General features: G+C 65.7%; 22 protein-coding genes. 16 read left to right on the plus strand and 6 right to left on the minus strand.

Features of this window, described 5'->3' with window-relative positions:
- Positions 1–18: 18 nt before the first annotated feature.
- The gene (locus AC4D1W_RS00440) at positions 19–732 is read left to right on the plus strand and encodes an SDR family oxidoreductase (RefSeq protein ID WP_490892151.1); all 714 of its coding nucleotides are present in this window, start codon (positions 19–21) and stop codon (positions 730–732) included.
- Here AC4D1W_RS00440 and AC4D1W_RS00445 read toward each other — a convergent pair.
- Both AC4D1W_RS00445 and AC4D1W_RS00450 read right to left on the minus strand, forming a co-directional pair.
- Complete coding sequence (locus AC4D1W_RS00445) at positions 698–1,891, minus strand: glycosyltransferase family 9 protein (RefSeq protein ID WP_490897383.1); 1,194 nt, start codon at positions 1,889–1,891, stop codon at positions 698–700. The two genes, AC4D1W_RS00440 and AC4D1W_RS00445, sit on opposite strands and share 35 nt — an antisense overlap.
- Positions 1,892–1,914: 23 nt before the next feature.
- Entirely contained in the window at positions 1,915–2,112 is a 198-nt protein-coding gene (locus AC4D1W_RS00450; protein ID WP_490897384.1) for a YegP family protein, read from the minus strand.
- 163 nt (positions 2,113–2,275) lie between these two features.
- Here AC4D1W_RS00450 and AC4D1W_RS00455 point away from each other — a divergent pair, with 163 nt between their 5' ends.
- The 7 genes from AC4D1W_RS00455 (at position 2,276) to rfaE2 (ending at position 8,136) form a co-directional block, all read left to right on the plus strand.
- Complete coding sequence (locus AC4D1W_RS00455; protein ID WP_490892154.1) at positions 2,276–2,515, plus strand: hypothetical protein; 240 nt, start codon at positions 2,276–2,278, stop codon at positions 2,513–2,515.
- A 6-nt stretch (positions 2,516–2,521) separates the two neighbouring features.
- Positions 2,522–2,866, plus strand: a complete 345-nt coding sequence (locus AC4D1W_RS00460) for a DUF8129 domain-containing protein (RefSeq protein ID WP_490892155.1) — start codon at positions 2,522–2,524, stop codon at positions 2,864–2,866.
- Between the two features lie 16 nt (positions 2,867–2,882).
- Positions 2,883–3,107, plus strand: a complete 225-nt coding sequence (locus AC4D1W_RS00465) for a hypothetical protein (RefSeq protein ID WP_490892156.1) — start codon at positions 2,883–2,885, stop codon at positions 3,105–3,107.
- Between the two features lie 30 nt (positions 3,108–3,137).
- Positions 3,138–4,073, plus strand: a complete 936-nt coding sequence (locus AC4D1W_RS00470; RefSeq protein ID WP_490892157.1) for an NAD(P)/FAD-dependent oxidoreductase — start codon at positions 3,138–3,140, stop codon at positions 4,071–4,073.
- Between the two features lie 99 nt (positions 4,074–4,172).
- Complete coding sequence (locus AC4D1W_RS00475) at positions 4,173–5,096, plus strand: Rieske (2Fe-2S) protein (protein WP_490892158.1); 924 nt, start codon at positions 4,173–4,175, stop codon at positions 5,094–5,096.
- Positions 5,097–5,200: 104 nt separating this feature from the next.
- Positions 5,201–6,616: an aldehyde dehydrogenase family protein gene (locus AC4D1W_RS00480; protein ID WP_490897385.1), complete on the plus strand. Its 1,416-nt coding sequence runs from the start codon at positions 5,201–5,203 to the stop codon at positions 6,614–6,616.
- Positions 6,613–8,136: a D-glycero-beta-D-manno-heptose 1-phosphate adenylyltransferase gene (gene rfaE2, locus AC4D1W_RS00485; protein WP_490897386.1), complete on the plus strand. Its 1,524-nt coding sequence runs from the start codon at positions 6,613–6,615 to the stop codon at positions 8,134–8,136. The genes AC4D1W_RS00480 and rfaE2 overlap by 4 nt, the downstream gene beginning before the upstream one ends.
- A gap of 7 nt (positions 8,137–8,143) precedes the next feature.
- Here rfaE2 and AC4D1W_RS00490 read toward each other — a convergent pair whose 3' ends face one another.
- On the minus strand, positions 8,144–9,238 hold the full coding sequence (locus AC4D1W_RS00490; RefSeq protein WP_490897387.1) for a VIT1/CCC1 transporter family protein: 1,095 nt from the start codon (positions 9,236–9,238) through the stop codon (positions 8,144–8,146).
- Positions 9,239–9,466: 228 nt separating this feature from the next.
- On the opposite strand from AC4D1W_RS00490, the gene AC4D1W_RS00495 reads away from it, so the two are divergent.
- The 3 genes from AC4D1W_RS00495 to AC4D1W_RS00505 are packed head-to-tail and all read left to right on the plus strand — an operon-like array spanning position 9,467 to position 11,449.
- Entirely contained in the window at positions 9,467–9,868 is a 402-nt protein-coding gene (locus AC4D1W_RS00495) for a YidH family protein (protein ID WP_490892162.1), read from the plus strand.
- Position 9,869: 1 nt separating this feature from the next.
- On the plus strand, positions 9,870–10,196 hold the full coding sequence (locus AC4D1W_RS00500; RefSeq protein WP_490892163.1) for a DUF202 domain-containing protein: 327 nt from the start codon (positions 9,870–9,872) through the stop codon (positions 10,194–10,196).
- 59 nt (positions 10,197–10,255) lie between these two features.
- Positions 10,256–11,449 carry an AI-2E family transporter gene (locus AC4D1W_RS00505; protein ID WP_490892164.1) on the plus strand — a complete coding sequence of 398 codons (1,194 nt, stop codon included), beginning with the start codon at positions 10,256–10,258 and terminating at the stop codon, positions 11,447–11,449.
- A gap of 64 nt (positions 11,450–11,513) precedes the next feature.
- Here AC4D1W_RS00505 and AC4D1W_RS00510 read toward each other — a convergent pair whose 3' ends face one another.
- Positions 11,514–13,046: a sodium:solute symporter family protein gene (locus tag AC4D1W_RS00510; RefSeq protein WP_490892165.1), complete on the minus strand. Its 1,533-nt coding sequence runs from the start codon at positions 13,044–13,046 to the stop codon at positions 11,514–11,516.
- Positions 13,047–13,186: 140 nt separating this feature from the next.
- On the opposite strand from AC4D1W_RS00510, the gene AC4D1W_RS00515 reads away from it, so the two are divergent.
- From AC4D1W_RS00515 to AC4D1W_RS00535, 5 genes are all read left to right on the plus strand, one after another.
- On the plus strand, positions 13,187–13,765 hold the full coding sequence (locus tag AC4D1W_RS00515; RefSeq protein WP_490892166.1) for a helix-turn-helix domain-containing protein: 579 nt from the start codon (positions 13,187–13,189) through the stop codon (positions 13,763–13,765).
- Between the two features lie 122 nt (positions 13,766–13,887).
- The gene (locus AC4D1W_RS00520) at positions 13,888–14,295 is read left to right on the plus strand and encodes a VOC family protein (RefSeq protein ID WP_490892167.1); all 408 of its coding nucleotides are present in this window, start codon (positions 13,888–13,890) and stop codon (positions 14,293–14,295) included.
- 116 nt (positions 14,296–14,411) lie between these two features.
- A complete protein-coding gene (gene speB, locus AC4D1W_RS00525; RefSeq protein ID WP_490897388.1) occupies positions 14,412–15,395 on the plus strand; it encodes an agmatinase in 984 nt (327 codons plus the stop codon).
- A complete protein-coding gene (locus AC4D1W_RS00530; protein ID WP_490897389.1) occupies positions 15,395–17,077 on the plus strand; it encodes a thiamine pyrophosphate-binding protein in 1,683 nt (560 codons plus the stop codon). The genes speB and AC4D1W_RS00530 overlap by 1 nt, the downstream gene beginning before the upstream one ends.
- A 34-nt stretch (positions 17,078–17,111) precedes the next feature.
- Positions 17,112–18,119, plus strand: coding sequence for a nitronate monooxygenase (locus AC4D1W_RS00535; RefSeq protein ID WP_490897390.1), 1,008 nt, complete (start codon positions 17,112–17,114; stop codon positions 18,117–18,119).
- Positions 18,120–18,137: 18 nt separating this feature from the next.
- On the opposite strand, the gene AC4D1W_RS00540 is transcribed toward AC4D1W_RS00535, so the two are convergent.
- Both AC4D1W_RS00540 and AC4D1W_RS00545 read right to left on the minus strand, forming a co-directional pair.
- Positions 18,138–19,145, minus strand: coding sequence for a LacI family DNA-binding transcriptional regulator (locus AC4D1W_RS00540; RefSeq protein WP_490892171.1), 1,008 nt, complete (start codon positions 19,143–19,145; stop codon positions 18,138–18,140).
- A 104-nt stretch (positions 19,146–19,249) separates the two neighbouring features.
- Positions 19,250–20,731: a family 43 glycosylhydrolase gene (locus AC4D1W_RS00545; RefSeq protein WP_490897391.1), complete on the minus strand. Its 1,482-nt coding sequence runs from the start codon at positions 20,729–20,731 to the stop codon at positions 19,250–19,252.
- Positions 20,732–20,991 lie beyond the last annotated feature (260 nt).

A 20,991-nucleotide genomic window follows, 5' to 3' on the forward strand; every position in this document is an offset into this window, starting at 1 on the left:
GGACACTGAGAGGATCACATGACTACTTCTACGAACACCTTCACCTTCAACCCCGGCCGCGTACTGGTCACGGGCGGAGCGTCCGGGCTGGGCGCCGCGGTCGTGGCCCGCGTGCTCGACGCCGGCGGTACGCCCGTCGTGCTGGACCGGGACAACAGCCGCGTATCCGGCGTGAAAGCGCTGGAGGTCGACGTCGCAGACCGGGAGGCAGTGACGGCGGCTGTGCAGCAGGCGGCTGACATGCTCGGCGGCCTGGACGCCGTCGTCACCGCCGCCGGCATCGACCGGTGCGGACGGCTCGAGGATGTAGCCGCGGCGGAGTGGGAGAAGGTGCTGGCGGTCAACCTCACCGGAACGGTGTCCACCGTGCGCGCCGCGCTGCCGTACCTGAAGACCAGCCACGGGCGGGTGGTAACCATCGCCTCGACGTTGGGCATCCGTGCGGTCGCCGATGCCACGGCCTACTGCGCTTCGAAGTTCGGCGTGGTTGGTTTCAGCCATGCGCTGGCTGCGGAGATGGCGGGCGAGGTCGGAGTCACCACCATGATCCCCGGTGGCATGGAGACCAGGTTCTTCGACGACCGCGATGAGAAGTACAAGCCGCAGGACAACTCAAGGCTCAACGACCCCACCCGGGTAGCTGACGCAATTCTCTTCGCGCTGTCACAGCCGCGTGGCTGCGAGGTTAGGCAGATGCTTATCTGCCACGAAGAAGAGGGGTCGTGGCCGTAAGGTCCCTGACGTCCTCGTACACCGCGTCGGGCTGGATCTGCTGGACTTGCGAGTCATCATGCTCGCAACGTTCCGCGGTCCAGCCCACCTGCGTTACGTCCACCCCGCATGCGGGGCACTCCGTGGTCCACGCCAGGTGCACGCGGTGCAGCATGCGTCCCATAGCCCCGGCGCTGATCACGTTACCCGCCCAATAGATCCCCACCGTGGGCGTACCGACCGCCTGAGCGAGGTGCCTCGGCCCGCTGTCATTGCCGACGACGACGGTCGCCGCCGAGAGTACGCCCGCCAGTTCGCTGAGGGACAGCTGCCCCGCGAGCGAACGGATCCGAGCTTCGTTTTGCCCGGCCTGGGCCGTCCCGGCCTGGGCCGTCCCGGCCTGCGCCTGTGCGCGCCGGACGATGTCGGCCGCGAGCGGTGCGTCGCCGTCGTCGCCGACAAGCACCACATCGCTGCCATCCCGCGCTGCCCGCGCGGCGATGGTGGCAAAGGACGACGATGGCCAGCGCCTGCGCGGATCCGTGGCACCCGGATGAATCACCAGCAGGGGCCGGATTCCGGCGCCGGTAAGCGAACGCCCCACAACCGCTTCTTCTTCGGTGACTGCGAACTGCGGTTCGAGGCAGACCGGGGCAGCACCGGCGAGGCCCACCACTTCGAGCGCTCGCAGAAATTCGTTCTGGTAGTAGACGTAGGGCAGGCTGCGTTCCAGTTCCACGGCGTCCGGTGTTCTGGTGCCGATGGTATGCCTTGCGCCGAGCTTGAGGAGGAACGGATTGGAGTTCCGGCCGCCACCGTGAACCTGGACGGCAAGGTCGAACTCGCGGGAGCGCATGGCTGTGAAGAATTCGGCAGTTGCTCTACCGTCCTCGGGACCGGGACGCACACCTGAGGCGTAGGGGAGCGCCTCCACCCCGGACACCGGCCCGGGTCTGTTTCGGAGGAGTTCGGCGTGGAGCGGGACTCCCAGGAGGGTGATCGACGCTTCCGGATATGCTGCGGCCAGGGCGCTCATCGCGGGGTAGGCGAAGAGCAGGTCGCCCAGACCTCCGCCGCGCAGGACGGCGATGCGCTCGACGTTTTGGAACCTTTCCATGAGGGGGCCGACCCCTGTGCCCATCGCCGCAGATTGCCGGTTCGCTGCCAGGCTGTTGGCCATTGTCACCTCAGAATCGGGAGTTGTTACTCGCTGTCGTCACCGTCGGTCAGGTCCTTGATCAGCGCAGTGGATGCGCAGTCGCGGATGCCGTTGATACCGGACACGGCTGTCGGCTTGTCGTCGTAAGACTCGCTGGTCATCAGGGTTGCGCCGTCGTCTCCGGTCAACCGGAACCGGTAGCGGGTCTCATCATCCAGGTAGAGCTCGAACTTGCCCGCCATGTCAGGACTCCTTCGTCAGACTGAGTGGTTTGTGCTGTCCGTAGATTATCAGTGCGCTTACCAAGACGGCGGTCCACAATGATCGACAAGATGAAGATAGTAAGCATACTGTTTATTGGTGAGGGGTAATCCGCCCCACGGTTCGAGCGGAAGGAGACCGATCATGGCAAAGCACAAGCTGTGGGCAATGGCAGCTGCGGCAGGTATCAGCGCCGTGCTGCTGGCCGGGTGTGATGATCCGGGCGGGGGAGACACTCCGGGAGAGGTCGAAGACACCGAATTCGACGACAACGTCGGAATCGACACCGACCTCGAGGACAACTCCGTCGGGGAAGATGAGCTCGAGGGTGACACGGGCGAAGAGGGACAGCCCGACGACGTAGCTACTGAACCTTCGGAGTGATAACCCATGACACAGAGCGACTCGCCACGGCACGAAGATCTTCCCCTGCCGGATTATGACCACCTCCCGCTGGGTACCCTGCCCACCCGCATCAATGGACTGGACGAACCGGCCGTAGCCCAGCTGCTCGAGTATGAGCGTGCGCACGGGGACCGGCTTCCGGTTGTTCAGGTTCTCGAGCACCGGTTGGACGCTCTACGCAACGGCGCCGAGCCAAGTGGGCCCGAGAACCCGGACACCCCGGAAAGAACCAGTAACAGGGGCGGATCGCCCGTAAGCCCGGCAACCTCCGGACCGCCGGTGAATCCGCCTTCCCAGGGTGACCCAAGCAACCCGGCTCAGCCACGCTGAGCCAGGAGGAAAAGCCATGACCGCAGACAACCAGGAACCCGGCGAGGCGGACCCCGCCGAGACGCAGGAAAAAACCGTCGAAGAGATCGCTGAGGACGTAAGGTCCGAGATCCGGCTCGGCCATGTGGAGGACGACGTCACCCATGTCCTCGAGGAGCGGCTCGAAGAGGCTGGGGTGCACCTGCGCCCGGAGAAGGTGGACGAACTTGCGGAAGACATCGAAAATGACGTCTCCACGTAGGCGCCTGCCCCTGACTGGGAGGCGCCCGGCGTGAACACATCAGACACTTACGACGTCGTTATCATCGGAGGCGGTGCGGCCGGCCTGAGTGCCGCCCTCCTTCTGGGTAGGGCGCGGCGCCGGGTCGCCGTCGTTGACTCCGGGAAGCCCCGCAATGTTCGCGCGGAACACATTCATGGGTATCTCACCCGTGATGGTATCCCGCCGGCGAAGTTCCTCGAGCTGGCGCGGGAGGACGTGCGACGGTACGGCGTTGAGCTGATCGATGCCACGGTGGAGGAGGTCCACCCGGATCGACGGGTCTGCCTTGCGAACGGTCGCGTCCTGAACGCCCGACAGGTCATTCTGGCTTCCGGGCTGACGGATGTTCTGCCCGAGGTGGAAGGTGCCGACGCGCGCTGGGGCACGGACCTGTTCCAGTGTCCGTACTGCCACGGTTGGGAGCACCGGGACCGGACGCTGGCTGTGCTCGGAACTGCGGAGTCCTCGGTACAGCAGACGCTGCTCGTCCGGCAATTCTCGAGTGACGTCACGCTGTTCACCCATGAAATGGATCCCCTCGACGGCGACGCGGCAGCGTCCCTGGCATCAAGCGGCGTGAAGGTCGTTGAGGGTCGCGTGCGGGCGCTGGTCGCAGCAAGTGAGTCCCTGACCGGCGTGCGGCTGGAGGACGGTCAACTCGTGCCGTGCGATGCCTTGTTCTATGAACCCGGCTCAACCGTTGACACGTCGATCGTGCGCGTCCCGGACTGCCAGACGATGGAAAACGGCTGCGTCACCACCGACGACTCCGGCCGCACCACCGTCGAGGGAGTGTGGGCCGTAGGCAATGCAGCCGATCCGGCAGCCCAGGTGATCGTTGCTGCCGGTGACGCGTACCGGGTGGCAGTAGCCGTGAACGCCGAACTGATTGAGGCCGACGTCGACGAGGCTCGGCGTGAGCTCGCAGGGAGCTCTGCAGAATAGGGGTGCTTGCGTCTTCCCCTTCCGCGTGAGCTGGGCTAGCGTCGGACTATTCACTGCCCCACCGTCTTACTGACCCACCGTCCGAAAGGAGTGGTCGTCATGGACATGGCTACCATCAACACTTCGCTTGATCACGTCATAGGGCGCGTGGAACGCGCTGAGTTCCTCGATGCCCCAGCCAACAAAGTTGCGGGCCTCGTAGGTAAATGGCTGAAGCCCGGCCCCATCAAAAACCTGCTCAGCGGCACCGGGACCGGGCATCCCGCCCACCCCATCCTGATCCTGGTCCCGCTCGGATCATGGGCATCCGCCTTCTTCCTGGATTTCATCGGCGGGAAGGACACCGGTACTGCCACGGCAGCGCGACGCCTGATCGTTCTGGGAAACCTCAGCGCACTGCCCGCAGCCCTGACCGGGCTCAGCGACTGGGCCGACACCCAGGGCGCAGAGCGCAGGGTAGGGCTCGTCCATGCAGGCCTGAACGTGGCTGCCGTGGGCGTCTTCTCGGCCAGTGCGGTTGCGCGTGCCGCGAACGCCAGAGGGGTAGGGGTTTTGACGGCAGCCGTGGGCATGGGTCTGGTGTCGGCGTCCGGATGGCTCGGTGGGCACCTTGCCTATGCCCGTGGCGTGGGAACCGACACGACGGCCTTCGAGGTGCCGCCGTCGGACTGGACCGATGTAGCCGCTGTGGAGGACATCAGCGACAAGCCCATGCGCGTCGACGCCGGTGGAGTGGCCGTGCTGGTTATCCGCCACGCGGGTGAACTGCGGGCCATTTCCGACCGCTGCACGCACCGCGGGGGACCCCTGCACGAGGGAACCATCGAGGACGGGTGCGTGGAGTGCCCCTGGCACGGAAGCCGTTTCCGCCTGACAGACGGCCAGATCGACCGGGGCCCTGCCACCAGGCCCCAGCGTACCTTCGAGGTCCGAACCCAGGACGGACGGATCCAGATCCGGCCCGCGTCCGACCCCGGCAGCCTCCGGACAGAACCCGTGACGGGGAGCGCGGGCAGCTCCTGATCGAAGGCGGATCGCCCAAAACAGGTTCCGCAGAAGCTGTGTGAACCGCTGCTCGGATGGGTACTCCTCTGGCACGAAGCGATTCGCCAGCCAGAAGGAGCGCAATGACGAGCGAGCCCCAGACCATGATCCGCGGCAGTGCCGCCGAGTCGGACCTGACCATCTGCGATCCCCGGGATGGCAGCGCCGTGGGGACCGTGGAATCGGCCGGACGGGAGCAGGTTGCGCTCGCCGTCCAGCTGGCCAGATCGGTGCAGCCTGAGTGGGCCGCGCTGGCTCCCGCTGACCGGGCAGGCATGGTCTGTACCGCAGCGAAAGCCCTCCTGCGGGAGGGTGCTGATTCCCTTGCAGAGCTGAACAGCAGGGAGACCGGGCGTCCCCGTGAGGAGGCGCTGGCCGGTATCGAGGCAGGGGCTACGACGCTCGAACAGTACGCGGAGCTCGGGCCGCTTCATCGCGGGCACAGTCTCCGTGGCTCCGCCCTTGCCTCCGACTACACCGTTACCGAGCCGAGAGGGGTGGCGGCACTCCTCACACCGTGGAATGATCCTGTGGCAGTTGCTTGCGGTCTACTGGGGGCTGCGCTGGTTACCGGCAATACCGTCCTGCACAAGCCGAGCGAACGGTGTCCGCACCTTGGCCTGCTGCTGGGGAAACTGCTCTCGCCGTGTTTCCCGGCTGGAGTCCTGACCACCCTTACCGGAGGACCCGATGTCGGGGCCATGCTCACCACGGAAGAGGGCATCGACGTCTACGCGCATGTGGGGTCAAGCGCTGCCGGGGCGCGCATCGCCCGCGCAGCTGTACTTACCGGCGCCGACGTGATCCGGGAGAACGGCGGCAATGATCCCCTGTTGATTGACCGCGACGTCGACCCGGTCTGGGCAGCAGAGCAAGCCGCCATAGGGGCCTTCAGCAACAGCGGTCAGATCTGCACTGCCGTGGAACGCATCTACGTTCACGACGCGATCGCAGACGAATTTTGCGACGCGCTGGCGGCGGAAGCCGGTCGGCGCAATGAGTCCGGCAGTTTCGCGCCGCTTGTTGACCGCCGCATGCGCGACGCCGTGGATTCCCAGGTTCAGGCCGCCGTCGGAATGGGAGCCGAAGCCGTGGAAGGCGGCGCAATCCCGGACGGGCCGGGAGCGCACTACCCGGCGACCGTCCTGGTGAACTGCACCGAGGAGATGGATGTCATGGCGGAGGAGACCTTCGGCCCGGTGGCGCCGGTTACGCGCGTGGGCAGTTTTGACGAAGGGCTCAGGCTCGCCGCGGCCGGTCGGTACGGCCTGGCCGCGAATGTCCTGACCGGAAGCATCACCAACGCGCAGAAGGCTGTCGCAGCGCTGAAAGTGGGTACGGTGAAGGTCAACGCCGTCTTTGGTGGCGCTCCCGGCGGATCAGCGCAGCCGCGCGGTGAGAGCGGAGAAGGCTTCGGCTACGGACCGGAACTGCTGGACGAGTTCTGCACGGTGAAGGTGGTGCACATCGAGGCACCCGGGAAGTCTTCCCGGTCATGAGCGGGCTGCAGGAGACCCGAGGTCTGACCGAGTGGGTGCCCGTTGAACTGGCCCGCGTTGCCCCGGTCGTCACGGTGGTCGGGGACGTAATCCTGGACGGTTGGTGGACCGGCAGCATCGAGCGGTTCTGCCGTGAGGCTCCCGCACCCGTGGTGGACGTGCGTCGACGCGAGTACGCACCGGGCGGCGCGGCGAACACTGCAATGAACCTCGCTGCTCTCGGCGCACGGGTGCGTCTGGTGGGCCTCGTGGGAACCGACGACGCCGGAGCGCGCCTGCGTGCGCTGCTTGACGACGCCGGCGTGGACACTACGGGACTTGTAGCCGCGGATGGATTCAGGACAACTACGAAGAACCGGATCATCGGTGGCGATCAGGTGATGCTGCGGCTTGATGATCAGGACGGGGCGCCACCGGAGGAGTCGGTCGCCGCACTGGCCGCGGCGATTCCGGTGGCACTGCAGGGTAGCAGCGCCGTCGTTGTCTGTGACTACGGCACCGGGGCACTGGGGTCTTCCGTACGCCAGGCGCTGCGGGGCAACGCCGGCGGGATGCTGACCGTCGTCGACGCTCACAATCCGCGGCCGTGGTCCGAACTCAGGCCCGGCATTGTCACGCCCAATGCGCAGGAAGCGGCGCGTCTGCTGGGCACGGGCTTCCCATCGGCTGCCGAGGACCGCGCCGCGCTCGTCACCGAACGCCGCGAGGAGCTTTTCGCGGCGACGGGAGCGAGCGCCGTCGTCGTCACGCTTGATCGGGACGGCACGGTCCTGCTCTCGGGGAAGGGGCAGGCGCACCGCACCTGGGCGCGGCCCGCGTCGGAGAAACAGGCATCGGGGGCGGGGGACACCTTCGTGGCGTGCCTGACGGCGGCGCGGGCGGCGGGCATGCCCATGACGGCGTCGCTGGATCTTGCGCAGGCTGCGGCCGACGTTGTGGTCGGACGGCCGGGGACCTCCGTGTGTTCCACCGCGGATCTGGCGCAGTACCTCGGCGGCCTCTCGTCGGCGATCCTGCCGCTTGATGAGCTGCTGCAGCAAGTGGCGGGGGAGCGTGAGCACGGCCGGCGGATTGTGCTGACGAACGGGTGCTTTGACGTGCTGCACCGCGGGCATACCCGCTACCTGACGCAGGCCAAACAGCTGGGCGATGTGCTGGTTGTGGCCCTGAACGGTGACGAGTCGGTGCGGCGCCTGAAGGGGCCGGACCGGCCGATCAATGCCCTGTCCGACCGCGCCGGCGTTATCGCGGCACTGAGCTGCGTGGACTATGTGACGGCCTTCGACACTGACACCCCGGTGCCGCTGATTGAGGCACTGCGCCCGGATATCTACGCCAAGGGCGGTGACTACTCCTCGCAGATGCTCGAGGAAGCGCCGGTGGTGGAACGCTGCGGAGGAGTTGTGCGCATCCTCGACTACGTTCCCGAGCGGTCGACGACGGCGATGGTCGAGAGGATCCGGAGCGCTCCGGCAGAGTCGTCGACTGAGCATCCGGCTGCGCCGACGGCTGTGCCATGAGCCACCGCTAGGCGACCGAGACGCCGAACACCAACCCCAGCAGGTAGGTCGCCGCAGCGGCCCCCAGGCCGATGGCGAGCTGGCGCAGTGCGCGCTTGAGCGGGGAAGCGCCGGAGAGCAGGCCGACGACGGCGCCGGTCGCCAGCAGGGCCAGCCCCACCAGGGTGCAGGCGGTCACAACCGCGGCAATCCCGGTGAGACCAAAGAGATACGGCAGGACAGGAATCACCGCACCCGATGCGAAGAAGCAGAAGCTGGCGGCGGCGGCGCCCATGGCGGTGCCGATGCTCTCGTAGTCCTCCCGGGTTTCCTTGCGCTCCGGTTGCAGGGACAGGCTAGGGTCGCAGTCGCAGGTGAACTGCCCCATGCGTTCAGCGGCCCGGTGCTCGGCCGCCTCCGGGGACATTCCCCGCGCGCGGTAGACCAGGACCAGTTCGTTGGCGTTGATATCGAGTTCCTTGGCTGCCGTCAGGGTGACCTGCGTGGGGCGCGACGCCGTCAGCAGTTCCCGTTGGGAACGCACCGATACGTACTCGCCCGCGCCCATCGACAGTGCACCTGCGAGGAGCCCGGCGATCCCGCTGAACAGCACGAACGCACTGGAGACTCCCGTTGCGCCGATACCCATGACGAGGGCGAGGTTGCTCACCAGGCCGTCATTGGCGCCGAACACTGCTGCCCGGAAATTGCCGGAGAGCCGGTTGCGCCCACGTGTCGCGAGGCCCCTCACGACCTCCTCGTGGATCTGTTCATCGGCGGCCATCGCATTGGTCGCGAACGGATCGGCTGCATAGGGGGAACGGCCCTCGGCGCGCTGGGCCAGGGCAAGCACGAAGACCGAGCCGAAGCGCCGGGCGAGGAAGCCCAGGATCCGGTTCCGCAGCGAGGGGCGCTGGGGTTTGTCGACGTCGTCGCCGAGGAGGGAGAGCCAGTGCTGTTCGTGCCGGCCTTCCGCCTGCGCGAGCGCGAGCAGGATTTCCTTCTCTTCACCGCCGCGCTTGCGTGCCAGATAGCGGTAGGTCGCGGCCTCCGCCCGTTCGTCGGCCAGATACTGCCGCCAACGCTTGATATCGGCGGGTGTTCGGGTTCCTTCGGGGGTCAAAGCCGGCTCCTGATTTCACACGGCCAGGGCTGATTCGGAGCTCCGGCCATTAACTGATGCATGGCCGAAGGTCTCGTTCGCCGCCAGTGCGGTGGATTGCCGGGCATCATCGCTGATTGCCAGTATGTCGACAGGCCGCGGAGCGCAAGCACTCCGGAACTACTCCCCTTCGCAATCATCCATGGTACCCGCATCGGGCGGTCCCGTCGCACTGGCTAGGATGAAGCGGTGGATTATGCAGGGAACGACAACGACGACGGTGGCCGGCGTGGCCTGGCCCGGCGCGTTCTGCGCGGCGGCAGTGAACCGGACCCTCGGTTCACGCTCGCCAATGAGCGAACCTTCCTGGCGTGGATCCGCACGTCGCTTGCACTCATGGCCGGCGGCATCGCCGTAGAGGCGTTCACCACCGACATCTTTCTTCCACAGGTCCGGACCACCCTCGCGGTTTTACTGCTGCTGCTCGCCATGATCATCTCGTCGGTGGCATGCTTCCGGTGGCTCAACGTGGAACGGGCCATGCGCCATGGAACGCCCCTGCCGCTTCCGTTCCTGGCGCCTCTGCTGGCGCTCGGCGGGTCGGTGGTTGCCGCCGTCGTCGTTGTTTTTGTTCTGGTGCGGGGAGCCTAGAATGACCGCCCTGGGCCGGGACCCCGGACTGCAGCCGGAGCGGACGGCGCTTGCCTGGGGCAGAACCATGACCGCACTGGTCGGAGCGAGTCTGCTGTTCCTGCGCTGGGTCCCCGGGCATGGCCTGTTTGCCGTGGTCCTGGTGCTCGCGGCATTGGGGGCGGCGCTCGGAATTTACCTCAGCCAGCGACGCCGGTACGCAAGAGGCGTCGCCGGGGTTTCACGGGGCAGAGTGGATGCGGACGTCGTCGCGGTGATGTGCACATCGTCGGCGGTCCTCGCGATGGGCGCCTTGGGAGTTTACACCGTGCTGTTCCTGCCGCTCTAGGAGCGTGCACGTAGGGTAGAAGCGAAAACCCGCCGAATAACAGCAAGGAAGAAGCGCCCGTGGAGTACCGTCGCGACACCAGTGCAACACAGAACCAGGCGAGCCCGTGGAGAGACAGTCTTGGCCGGGCGAGCCTCCGCGCCGCTCAGCTCCTGTTGCTCCTCACAGCGCTGGTGGTGGCAATCTACGGATTGATCCAGATTCGCCTCGTAGTCATTCCGCTGCTGCTGGCGCTCATCCTGGCGGCCGCGATCAGTCCACTGGTCAATATGCTGCGGCACAAGGGCTGGCCGGGCGCGCTCGCAACGGCATTCGCCTTCCTGCTGCTGCTGGGTGTCCTGGGTGGCGTGGTCACCGGAATCGTCTTCGCGGTTCGCGGCCAGTTTGATGAGCTGGTAGCGAGCGCCAACGAGGGATTCGACCAGGTCTATGACTTCATCCGGACCGGACCGTTGCCGATCGATGAGGCCCAGATCGCGGAGGCCCGACAGGCGGTGGTGGACTTCGCCACCAGCGCCACGGCAGGGTCCACCGCGCTCTCAGGCCTTACTGCGGCGGGTACGTTCCTCACCGGGGCCCTGCTGATGGCGGTCATTCTCTTCTTCTTCCTCAAGGACGGCGAGAAAATCTGGGCATTCATGCTGCGTGGATTCCGTGGCGAGCGGCTTCACAAGGCCCGTCTAGTGGGGTTCCGAAGCCTGGATGTTCTGGGCGGCTATGTACGCGGGACAGCCATCATTGCACTGGTCGATTCAATTTTCATCGGCCTTGCCCTGTTCATCCTCGGCGTGCCCCTGGCGCTCCCACTCGCCGTCATCGTCTTCGTCGGTGCCTTCGTCCCACTGGTGGGCGCCACCGTTGCCGGTGTACTCGCAGCACTGGTAGCACTGGTGGCCAACGGGCCGTTCGTGGCGCTGATGGTGATCCTCGCCGTCGTCGTGGTCAATCAGCTGGAAGGGAACTTTCTGCAGCCGGTGGTGATGGGGCGTTCGCTGAGCATCCATCCGCTGGTGATCCTGATTGCGCTGACCGCCGGCACCATCCTGGCGGGAATCATCGGCGCCATTCTCGCGGTGCCGGTAGCCGCGGTGGTCTGGGCCGCGATCAAGGTGTGGACCGGAGAGGACGATGGCGACGACGAACCCGAAGCCGTCGAGGGGGAGTCGGAGCCTGAAACCGCCCAGGATGAAACCAAGGCCGGCAACACCGCCGCATCCCGGGCTGTCACGGAGGGGTCCCCCGAGACCCGCTGAGTGCGCAGATAACCACGGAATGACGTCGCCGGAAGGCGGTTATCTGCGCACTCAGCGGCTTGTCTCAGCGCACGGCGGTAGCAGGTCCCTCGAGGGGGACCTCTTCCTGGACCTCGCCTGCCACACGCTTGTTCCACGCCGTCATGACTGCGGGGTCCGTCGGTCTGGTGGCAAGCGATACCACGACGTAGCACACAGCGGAGCTGATCAGCCCGAAGTAGATCGGCTCGTTCGCGTACACCCCGTCGCCGATTGCGAAGCCTGCATAGACGGCGAGGGTGCCGAGGGTGACCACTGAGCCCACGACCATGGACACCGCGGCGCCCGGGCCCGTTCCGCGCTTCCACACGAGGCCGCCGAGGATTGCGACCAGGAGGCCGCCGACCAGGATGTCGTACGCGATGGTGAGGGCGATGACGACGTCGTTCAGCACAATCGCGATGCCCACCGCCAGGATGCCAAGACCGAGCACCCACAGGCGGTTGCCCGCGACATCGTGCTCGGGGTCGGACCCCTTGCCGCCTTCCGCCGCGACCGTTGCGCCGCCGCGCAGACCGTGGTGCCGCCAGCCGCGGACGAAGGGAACGACGTCGGAACTTGCCACTGTGGCCGCGGCAATCAGCGCACCCGAAGCAGTGGACATCATCGCTGCGACCGCGGCGGCGAGGACCAGGCCGCCGGCTCCGATCGGAAGCACGTCAAGGGCGACCTGGGCGTAGACGTCATCGGTGTTTTCGAGGACCGGGAGCAGTACGCTGGCGGCCATGCCGATCATGGCGCCCGCGATGCCGTAGAGGATGCAGTAGATTCCCGCGGTGGTGCCGCCCCACCGGGCTACACCCGGCGTTCTGGACGTGAAGACGCGCTGCCAGATGTCCTGTCCGATGAGCAGCCCGAGGGTGTAGACCACGAAGTAGGTGATGATGGACTGCGCACCGATGCCGGTGATGCTGAAGAACTCTTCTCCGGCGCGCTCACGAATACCGTCGAATCCACCGGCAGCCGAGAGTGAGAAAGGGAGCATGAGTGCGAAGACGCCGATCGTCTTGATGACGAACTGCGCCATGTCGGCCAGAGTGATGGACCACATGCCGCCGACAGTCGAGTAAATCAGCACAATGATTCCGCCGAGCGCGATGGCCAGCCACCGTTCCAGGCCGAACAGTACGACGAAGATGGTGGCGTAGGCTCCGGTCGAGGTTGCGCACAGCACCACCGTGTAGGCGAGCATGACAAACCCGGCGATCTTGGTTGCCTCATGCCCGTACCGCAGCGTCAGCATCTGGGAGACAGTGTAGATTTTCAGCTTTTGGATGGTGGGCGCGAAGAAGAGGCTGAGCACCAGGACTCCGGTGCCGATAGCTACAACGAGCCACATACCCGAAATCCCGAACCGGTATCCCAACCCGACACCGCCCACGGTGGACGCGCCGCCGAGGACGACTGCCGCCATCGTGCCGGTATAGAGCACCGGCCCCAGCCGTCGGCCGGCCACCAGGTAGTCACTGGTATTTTTGGTGCGCGACTTGCCCCACCAGCCGAACGCGAGCATCGAGGCCAGATAGACCACCACGATGGTGATATTGACGAATTCCATGGATCTCCTGAAGACGGAAAATTTCACCTATAGACAACAGATGTTGTCCTATACGCTATCTGTGACGGAACTAACAGGTCAACTGTGACGATGCTGATGCCGTCGGTATGCTCAAAGACCAGCCCCCGGAAGGACTCCACATGAAGGCTTTGCCAGTAGAACCAAGCAATGCGCCGGTGGCTATTGGCTCACGGATCCGATCAGCCCGTCAGGCGCAGCGGATGACGATCGAGCAGGTGGCCGATTCAACCGGCCTCACCAAGGGGTTCCTCAGCAGGGTTGAACGGGATCTGACGTCACCTTCGGTTGCGTCGCTGGTCACGCTGTGCCAGGTGTTGTCCATCTCCATCGGGGATCTCTTCACCGTGCCTGAAACACACCTCACCAAACTCAACGAAGCTCCGAAGATCAGCCTTGGCGGCGAAGGGATCAATGAACGGCTCATGACCGCACGCTCGGAGCGGCGCCTTCAAATGATCCGTGCCGTGATCGAGCCGTATGGGAAGGGGGAAGCGGACCTGTACTCCGTGGACTGCGAAGTCGAAACCCTGCACATCGTGGCCGGCCGCTTCGAACTGATCTTCTCCAATGACCGGTACGAGATGGAAGCGGGGGATACGATCACATTCCCCGGACGGGAACCGCACACCTGGCTGAACCCGTCCGGTGAGGAAGCCATAGTCCTGTGGACGCTGGTTCCAGCGGCCTCCCGAAGCTAGGGTAAGCCATAAGCATGCTTTGTATGTTGGGAAAATCCTCCAATTCGAGAAGCGATGGGCTATACGTCATGAGAGCCGTCGCGGTAGCGTGAGCCCCACCCCTTCGACGGTCAGGATCACTCATGGACTGGACGCTGGAAGTTGTCATTGTGCCGGTTAGCGACATCTCACGCTCGATCGGGTTCTACCGCGACAAGCTGGGATTCGTTCAGGATTTCGAGACCAACACCGGCGGCATGCACTTCACGCAGCTCACCCCGCCCGGTTCCGGCTGCTCCATCGTGTTCGGCAACGGGCCGGGCATGGGCGCGATGCAGCCGGGAACGCTCAAAGGCCTGCAGTTGGTGGTTTCCGATATCAACGAGGCGCGGGATGCGTTGCTGGGCCGCGGCGTCGATGTCAGTGACATCACCGTTTTTGACAAGCGCGACGGCGGCACCTTCTTCGGCTTCGATGACCCCGACGGTAACTCCTGGGCTGTGCAGCAGATCAAGGCCCGAGCTAAAAAGCCACTGATCCCGCGCTACTAGACCGTTCTGCCTTGACTGAGACGCTCGCCACAAATTAGCCTTGCGCTAAACAGATGATGCCTATTGGGCAACTTATGCAGCAACGACGGCATGAGTGTGGAGCGAGGGAGAAGTATATGGAAGAGCTGCGCGTCACGGCAGGGGGCCACCTTGGGCCGATTGATTCGGCCCGGATCCCGCGCTACGCAGGTGCCGCTACCTTTGCCCGGCTCCCGAGGATCGACCAGGTGGAGAAGGCGGATATCGCCGTCGTGGGTGTGCCGTTCGACTCCGGTGTTTCCTACCGGCCGGGCGCCCGCTTCGGTGCCAACCATGTCCGCGAGGCTTCGCGGCTGCTTCGCCCCTACAACCCTGCGATGGACATCTCGCCCTTCGAGCGGGTGCAGGTCGCTGACGCCGGCGACATGGCGGTCAACCCCTTCAATATCAATGAAGCCATTGAGACGGTCCAGCAGAATGCGCTGGATCTGACGCGCGACGGCGCCAGCCTGGTCACGCTCGGCGGTGACCACACGATCGCGCTGCCGCTGCTGCGCGCCGCCTCCGAGCGTGCCGGGGAGCCGGTTGCGCTGCTGCACTTCGACGCGCACCTGGACACCTGGGACACCTACTTCGGCGCCGAGTACACCCACGGGACGCCCTTTCGGCGGGCTGTCGAGGAAGGGATCCTGGACACGGAAGCCATTTCCCACGTCGGAACGCGCGGACCGCTGTACGGCGTGAAGGATCTGGAGGACGACCGGCGCTTCGGCTTCGGGATCGTCACTTCCTCGGACGTCTTCCGCCAGGGCGTCGACGAGATCGTTGCCAAGCTCCGTGACCGGATCGGCAACCGCCCCCTCTACGTCTCCATCGACATTGACGTGCTGGACCCGGCTCACGCGCCGGGCACCGGGACCCCCGAAGCCGGCGGCATCACCAGCAGGGAGCTCCTGGAAATCCTGCGCGGTCTGCGCGGGATGAACCTGATCGGCGCCGACGTCGTCGAAGTTGCCCCCGCCTACGATCACGCCGAGCTCACCGGCGTGGCGGCCTCACATGTGGCCTACGATCTGGTGAGTCTGATGGCTGACAAAATTTCCACGCGAAAGGACAGCTAATGCAGTCCGTTGACAGCGACGCCACAGTTCCCCCACAGCCGCTTTCAGGCCAGCGCAACGGCGGTGACCTGGTGGTCGAAACCCTGAGCGCGCTCGGTGCGACGACGGTGTTCGGCATTCCCGGTCAGCACGCGCTGGGCCTGTTCGACGCGCTGTCCCGCTCCGACCTCCAGTTCGTGTCCTCCCGGGTGGAGAACAACTCGGCGTTCGCCGCCGACGGGTTCTCGCGTGCAACCGGTGAAGTGGGCGTGCTCTTCCTCTCCACCGGTCCCGGTGCGCTCACCTCGCTCGCCGGACTGCAGGAGGCCTACGCCACCGGTGTACCGATGGTTGTCATCGCCAGCCAGATCCCACTGGAGGGACTGGGCGCGCGCCGTAAAGGCATGCTGCACCAGCTCGACGACCAGAAGGCATCCGCCGCCAACGTCACCAAGAGCCAGCGGCTGATCCAGCACGCCTCCGGCATCCCGTCGGCAATCCAGGACGCGTGGACCGAAGCCGTCTCCTCGCCCCAGGGGCCCGTCTGGGTAGAGGTTCCGCAGAACGTCCTGCTGGATGCCGTCGTCGTTCCCCAGGTCGAGGACGCACTGGCCGAGCCGTTCGACAATCCGCCGCGCGTGGAACTGGTCCGCGAGGCGGTCAAGTGGCTCTCGGAAGCGAAGCGGCCGGCGATCGTGGCCGGCGGCGGTGCCCGCCGCGGAAAGGCCGAGAAGTGGCTGCTCTCACTGGCGGAAAAGCTCGACGCGCCGGTCATGTGCTCACCCGGCGGCAACGGCGCGTTCCCCTGGAACCACGAACTGTCACTTCAGTCGTGGGCTGAGGACCGCTATGTCACCGAGGTCCTGGAGGACGCGGATGTGCTGCTGGTCATCGGGTCCTCCCTCGGCGAGGTGACCTCCAACTACTTCACCCTGGAGCCACGCGGGCGCATCATTCAGATTGACGCCGAACCGAGGGTTCTCGAATCCAACCGGCCGGCCCTGGGTATCCGGGCCGACGCCGGGCAGGCACTCGCAGCGCTGGATGAAGCCCTGGAACCCGTCGAGCGCCGCACCGGCGACTACGATCCCCGGAAGCTCGTGGCTGAGACCCTCGCCAAGGTGCAGGCCCGGCTCGATTCACAGGATCTCGGCAAGGAACGCACCTTCATGGCCGACATCCGCGCGGCCGCGCCCGATGACATGCAGACCTTCTGGGACATGACCATCGCCGCATACTGGGCCTGGAGCTGCTGGGATTCGAGGGATGGGGAGTTCCACTCCGCGCAGGGGGCCGGCGGACTCGGCTTCGGCTTCCCCGGAGCCATCGGCGGCGCGGTCGGCCTGGCGTCGAAGGGCCTGCCGGCGCGTGTGCTCGCGGTGTCCGGGGACGGTTCCGCCATGTACTCGATCGCTGAACTGGCCACCGCACGCCAGCACGACCTGCCGGTCACCTGGCTGATTGTCGACGACGGCGGTTACGGCATCCTCCGCGAATACATGGAAGGCGCGTTCGGCAAGGCCACCGCAACCGAGCTCACCCGGCCGGACTTCGTGAAACTGGCCGAATCCTTCGGCGTTCCCGCGGTTCGCGTGGCACCCGAAAACGTGCGGGAGGCGCTCGAGGCGAGCTTCGCCGCGGAGGGGCCCAACGTCGTCGTAGTCGAGACCCTGTTGAAGCTCTTCGCTCCCACGCACCTGTAGGTTTGGAGGAACCCGCGACCATGGAGGAGCCGCCGTGTTCGACCTGCGCGAGCTGGACAGGCCCATCATCGGAGCGCCCATGGCGGGCGGCCCGACGACGCCGGAGCTTGCCGCCGCCGTGAGCAACGCAGGCGGCCTCGGATTCCTAGCCGCCGGGTACCGGACGCCGGAGGACCTCGAGGCGCAGCTGCGCGGTACGGCCGCGCTGACCAGCGGTCCCGTGGGAGTGAACCTGTTTGTGCCCGATGCGTTCCAGCCGGAACCGGCACTGCTCGATGCCTACCTTGACTCCCTGCGCCCCGAGGCCGCCGTGCTCGGAGTGCAAGTGGGCGAACCCCGCGCTGACGAAGACGGCTGGGACGCCAAGCTTGAAATCGTCTTGGACGCCAGGCCCGCGGCGGTCTCCTTCACGTTCGGGTGTCCGGACGCTCCGGTTCTTGCCAGCATGGCCGCTGCCGGGATCCTGCCGATAGTCACAGTGACCAATCCCGCCGAGGCGGAGTTCGCTGCAGCCGCTGGGGCACGAGCGCTCGCGGTCCAGGGGCCGAGCGCCGGCGGGCATCGCGGAACCTTTGACCAGCGGGCGGTGCCGATTGATCAGGCGCTTGAGGACACACTGGCCGCTATCCGTTCGACCGTGGCGGTGCCGTTCGCGGCGGGCGGGGGAGTGTCCGGTTCCAACGACGTCGTACGGCTGCGGAAGGCTGGCGCCGATGCGGTTCAGGTGGGTACCGCACTCCTCCTCGCGGACGAAGCGGGCACCAATCCGGTGCACCGGGCGGCGCTGAGCGGGGGTTTGTTTCCGGGGACCTCGCTCACCCGGGCCTATACGGGACGGTACGCTCGCGGGCTTACGAACCGGTTCATTCTCGAGCATCGGGACGCGCCGGCGGGATACCCGCACCTGCACCATGCAACGGCGCCGCTGCGGAAGGCCGCCGTCGCCCAGGGTAATGCCGACGTCGCGCACCTCTGGGCTGGGAGCGGATTCGCCTTGGCGCGGACGGGACCCGCGGACGCCATCATCGAATCGCTGGCGTAAGTCGCGTACAACCAGCGCTCAGGCTGCCGTCGACTCCCTGGCCACCACTTCGAACTGCGTCAGGATCTCGCGCGGTGCGGGGCCCGAAGGGTTCTTGATGCGCTCCATGAGCACCTTGATCGCGGTCTCGGCGATCTCTTCACGTCCGGGATTGACGCTGCTGAGTGTGGGAATGGAGTAGCGGGTCTCGTCGAGGTCGTCGAATCCGATCACCGCCACGTCATCGGGGATGCGGCGCCCGGCTTCCTGCAGCACCCGCATGGCGCCCTGCGCGAGCGTGTCATTGAAGCCGAAGACGGCGTCAAACTCCACGCCGCGGTCCAGCAGGTCGTGCATCGCTTCGGCGCCGTTGGCACGGTGCCAGGTTCCGACATAGGCGACCAACTCGTCGTCGTACTCCATTCCGCGCGCCTCCAGCGCCTCGCGGTAGCCCTTGAGGCGGAGCCCGGCAGAACCAATGATCTCACCCTCATGGGCGCCGACGACGGCGATGCGCCGCCGCCCGGTATCCAGCAGGTGTTCCGTTGCGGCGCGGGCGCCTTCGATGTTCTGCATGGTCACGTGGTCACAATTGCCGGAGAAGATCCGCTCGCCGAGCAGCACGATGGGCACCTCCGCGGTGACCAGCGAGGCATCCTCTTCACCCAGGCCGAGCGGGCTGAAGATCAGTCCGTCCGACATACGTAGGCGCGGGCTCTTGAGCACCTCCAGTTCGCGGTCGCGCTCGCCGCTGGTCTGCTCGATGAGCACCACCAGGCCGCGCGCCTCTGCGGCTCTGATCACGGCGTCGGCCAGCTCGGCAAAATACGGCAGGCGTAGCTGGGGCACGGCGAGCGTGATGGCGCCGGTATGTCCGGAACGCAGGCTCCGGGCGGTGAGGTTGGGGCGGTACCCCAACTCGGCGATGGCCTTCTCCACGCGCTCGCGTGTTGACGGCCGAACGTTGGGGTGGTGGTTGATGACGTTGGACACCGTCTTGAACGACACCCCGGCCACCTGGGCCACATCATGCAGGGTCGCCGCCATTGCTAGTGTCCTTTTCGTGTTGGAACCGGTGGGACACGCGATAACGTGTCCCACCGGCAGAATACCGCGTTGCCGTGCTTCGGTCGCACGGCAGTGCGTTGGGGCTAGCGGCCGCTCGCGCCCGGTGTCCGCACTTCAACCGCCACGGGTTCGGTTGTTGCGGTTCCGTGGGCGTTGGAGAAGACAGCCCGGACCAGCAAACCGTCCTGCTCAGCGGTGAGCTTCTTCAGCGTCAGCTGTGACCGCCGCAGGCCGTCGCCGGCGTTGATGGTGGCCGGCTGATCAGTCAGGCGCTGCCAGGTGGCGCCGTCGTCCGAGGAGATATCCCACTGCGCCACCGGCGCCGGAGTGCCCGTTGCCTCCGCGCGGAAGGTCACCTTACCGCCGACGACGGCGGCATCTGGCTGGGGAGCCTGCGTCACCTTGGGTAGCTCAACCGTTTGGTTGAACTCGGGCCAACCGTCAACCCAGTTGATCTTCTGAAGGCCCAGGGTGGGGAAGTACGGGATCTCCTCGTTGGCGCCGTCGTAATAGTGGAAGGCGAGATAGTCGCCGAAGACGGACTGGCCGCCCGGACCGGTGATGGCGCCGTGGGCGTCCAACACGACCGTGCCGCCGCCACCGAACATGTCCCGGCCGTCCTTGTCGAGGTACGGGCCCGTGACCGACTCTGACCGGCCAACGGCGATCTTGTACGTTGAGTCGCCGCCGCGGCAGCAGGAGTCGAAGGAGACAAAGAGGTAGTAGTAGTCGCCGTTCTTGGTGATGTACGGGGCCTCAATGGGGTTGCCCCACATGAACCGGTCAGCGATGTTCACGGTCTGGGACTGCCAGTTCTCCACGGGCTTTCCGCTGGGCCACTCGATCGGGACCAGGAAGATACCGTACCAGAAGGAGCCGATGGCCATGTAGGGCTTGCCGTCCTCGCCCTCGACGATGCCGGCGTCGATCGCGTTGAAGGTCTTGCCCGGGTTGTTGGGGTCCAGCCCGGTTGCCGGGGAGGAGATCACCAGCCCCTGGTCCACCCATTCGTAATCGGGATCGTCGGGATCGAGCGTGGTGTTCGTGGCCAGCGCGGTGAGGGAGTTGCTGGTGCCGAACTGGGACGCGGAGTAGTACAGGTAATACGTGCCGTCGTTCTCGTAGATTTCGGGTGCCCAGAGGTTGTCAGGGAGGACGCCGCCGGCGAAGTGTTCGTCGATCCAGCCGGGGATCTGGTCCCAGACCGTGCCGGTGTACTCCCAGGTGGTGCCTTCATCGTGAGAGGACCAGATCTGGATTGTTCCGCCGTTCTCCCGGTTGATTCGGCCGGTGGAGTAGACGTACCAGGTGCCGTCGTCGTCAATGATGAGGGCCGGGTCATGGATGGGGGAGGTCTCTCCCACCACGGACTTGCCGCCGGGCAGGTCCTCGGTGAACGGAGTGCCCTGCCCGGTCCAGGTCTGAGGAGCGTTCTTGGTGGTGTCGGCCAGGACCGCCGGTGCGGTGGCTGTCCCGCTCAGGATCAGCCCAACACTCATTCCGAGTGCTGCGGTTGCTTTGGTAATGCGTTGGCGGAGCTGGCTTTGTGGTGATCGTGACGTCATTATCACGGTCCTTTCGGTCAGGATGCGCTGCAGAATTACAACGTTGAAAATATGACACGTGGTTCCGTGGGCGTCAAGGGTTGAGTTTTGGTGGTCCTGCCACCGGGGTGGAGCAAGGGCTGAGGGTGCAGATTTGCACGCGGACGCTCGGACACTTTCAGAAAGGCCCATTGACGGACGGGTGTGATCTGTGTCATTCTCGTTTTCAACGTTGTAATCAACGTTGTAAGTGCAGCGTTGCTACCAGTTTGGACTGGTAT

The organism is Arthrobacter sp. TJ-170, assembly GCF_058269305.1.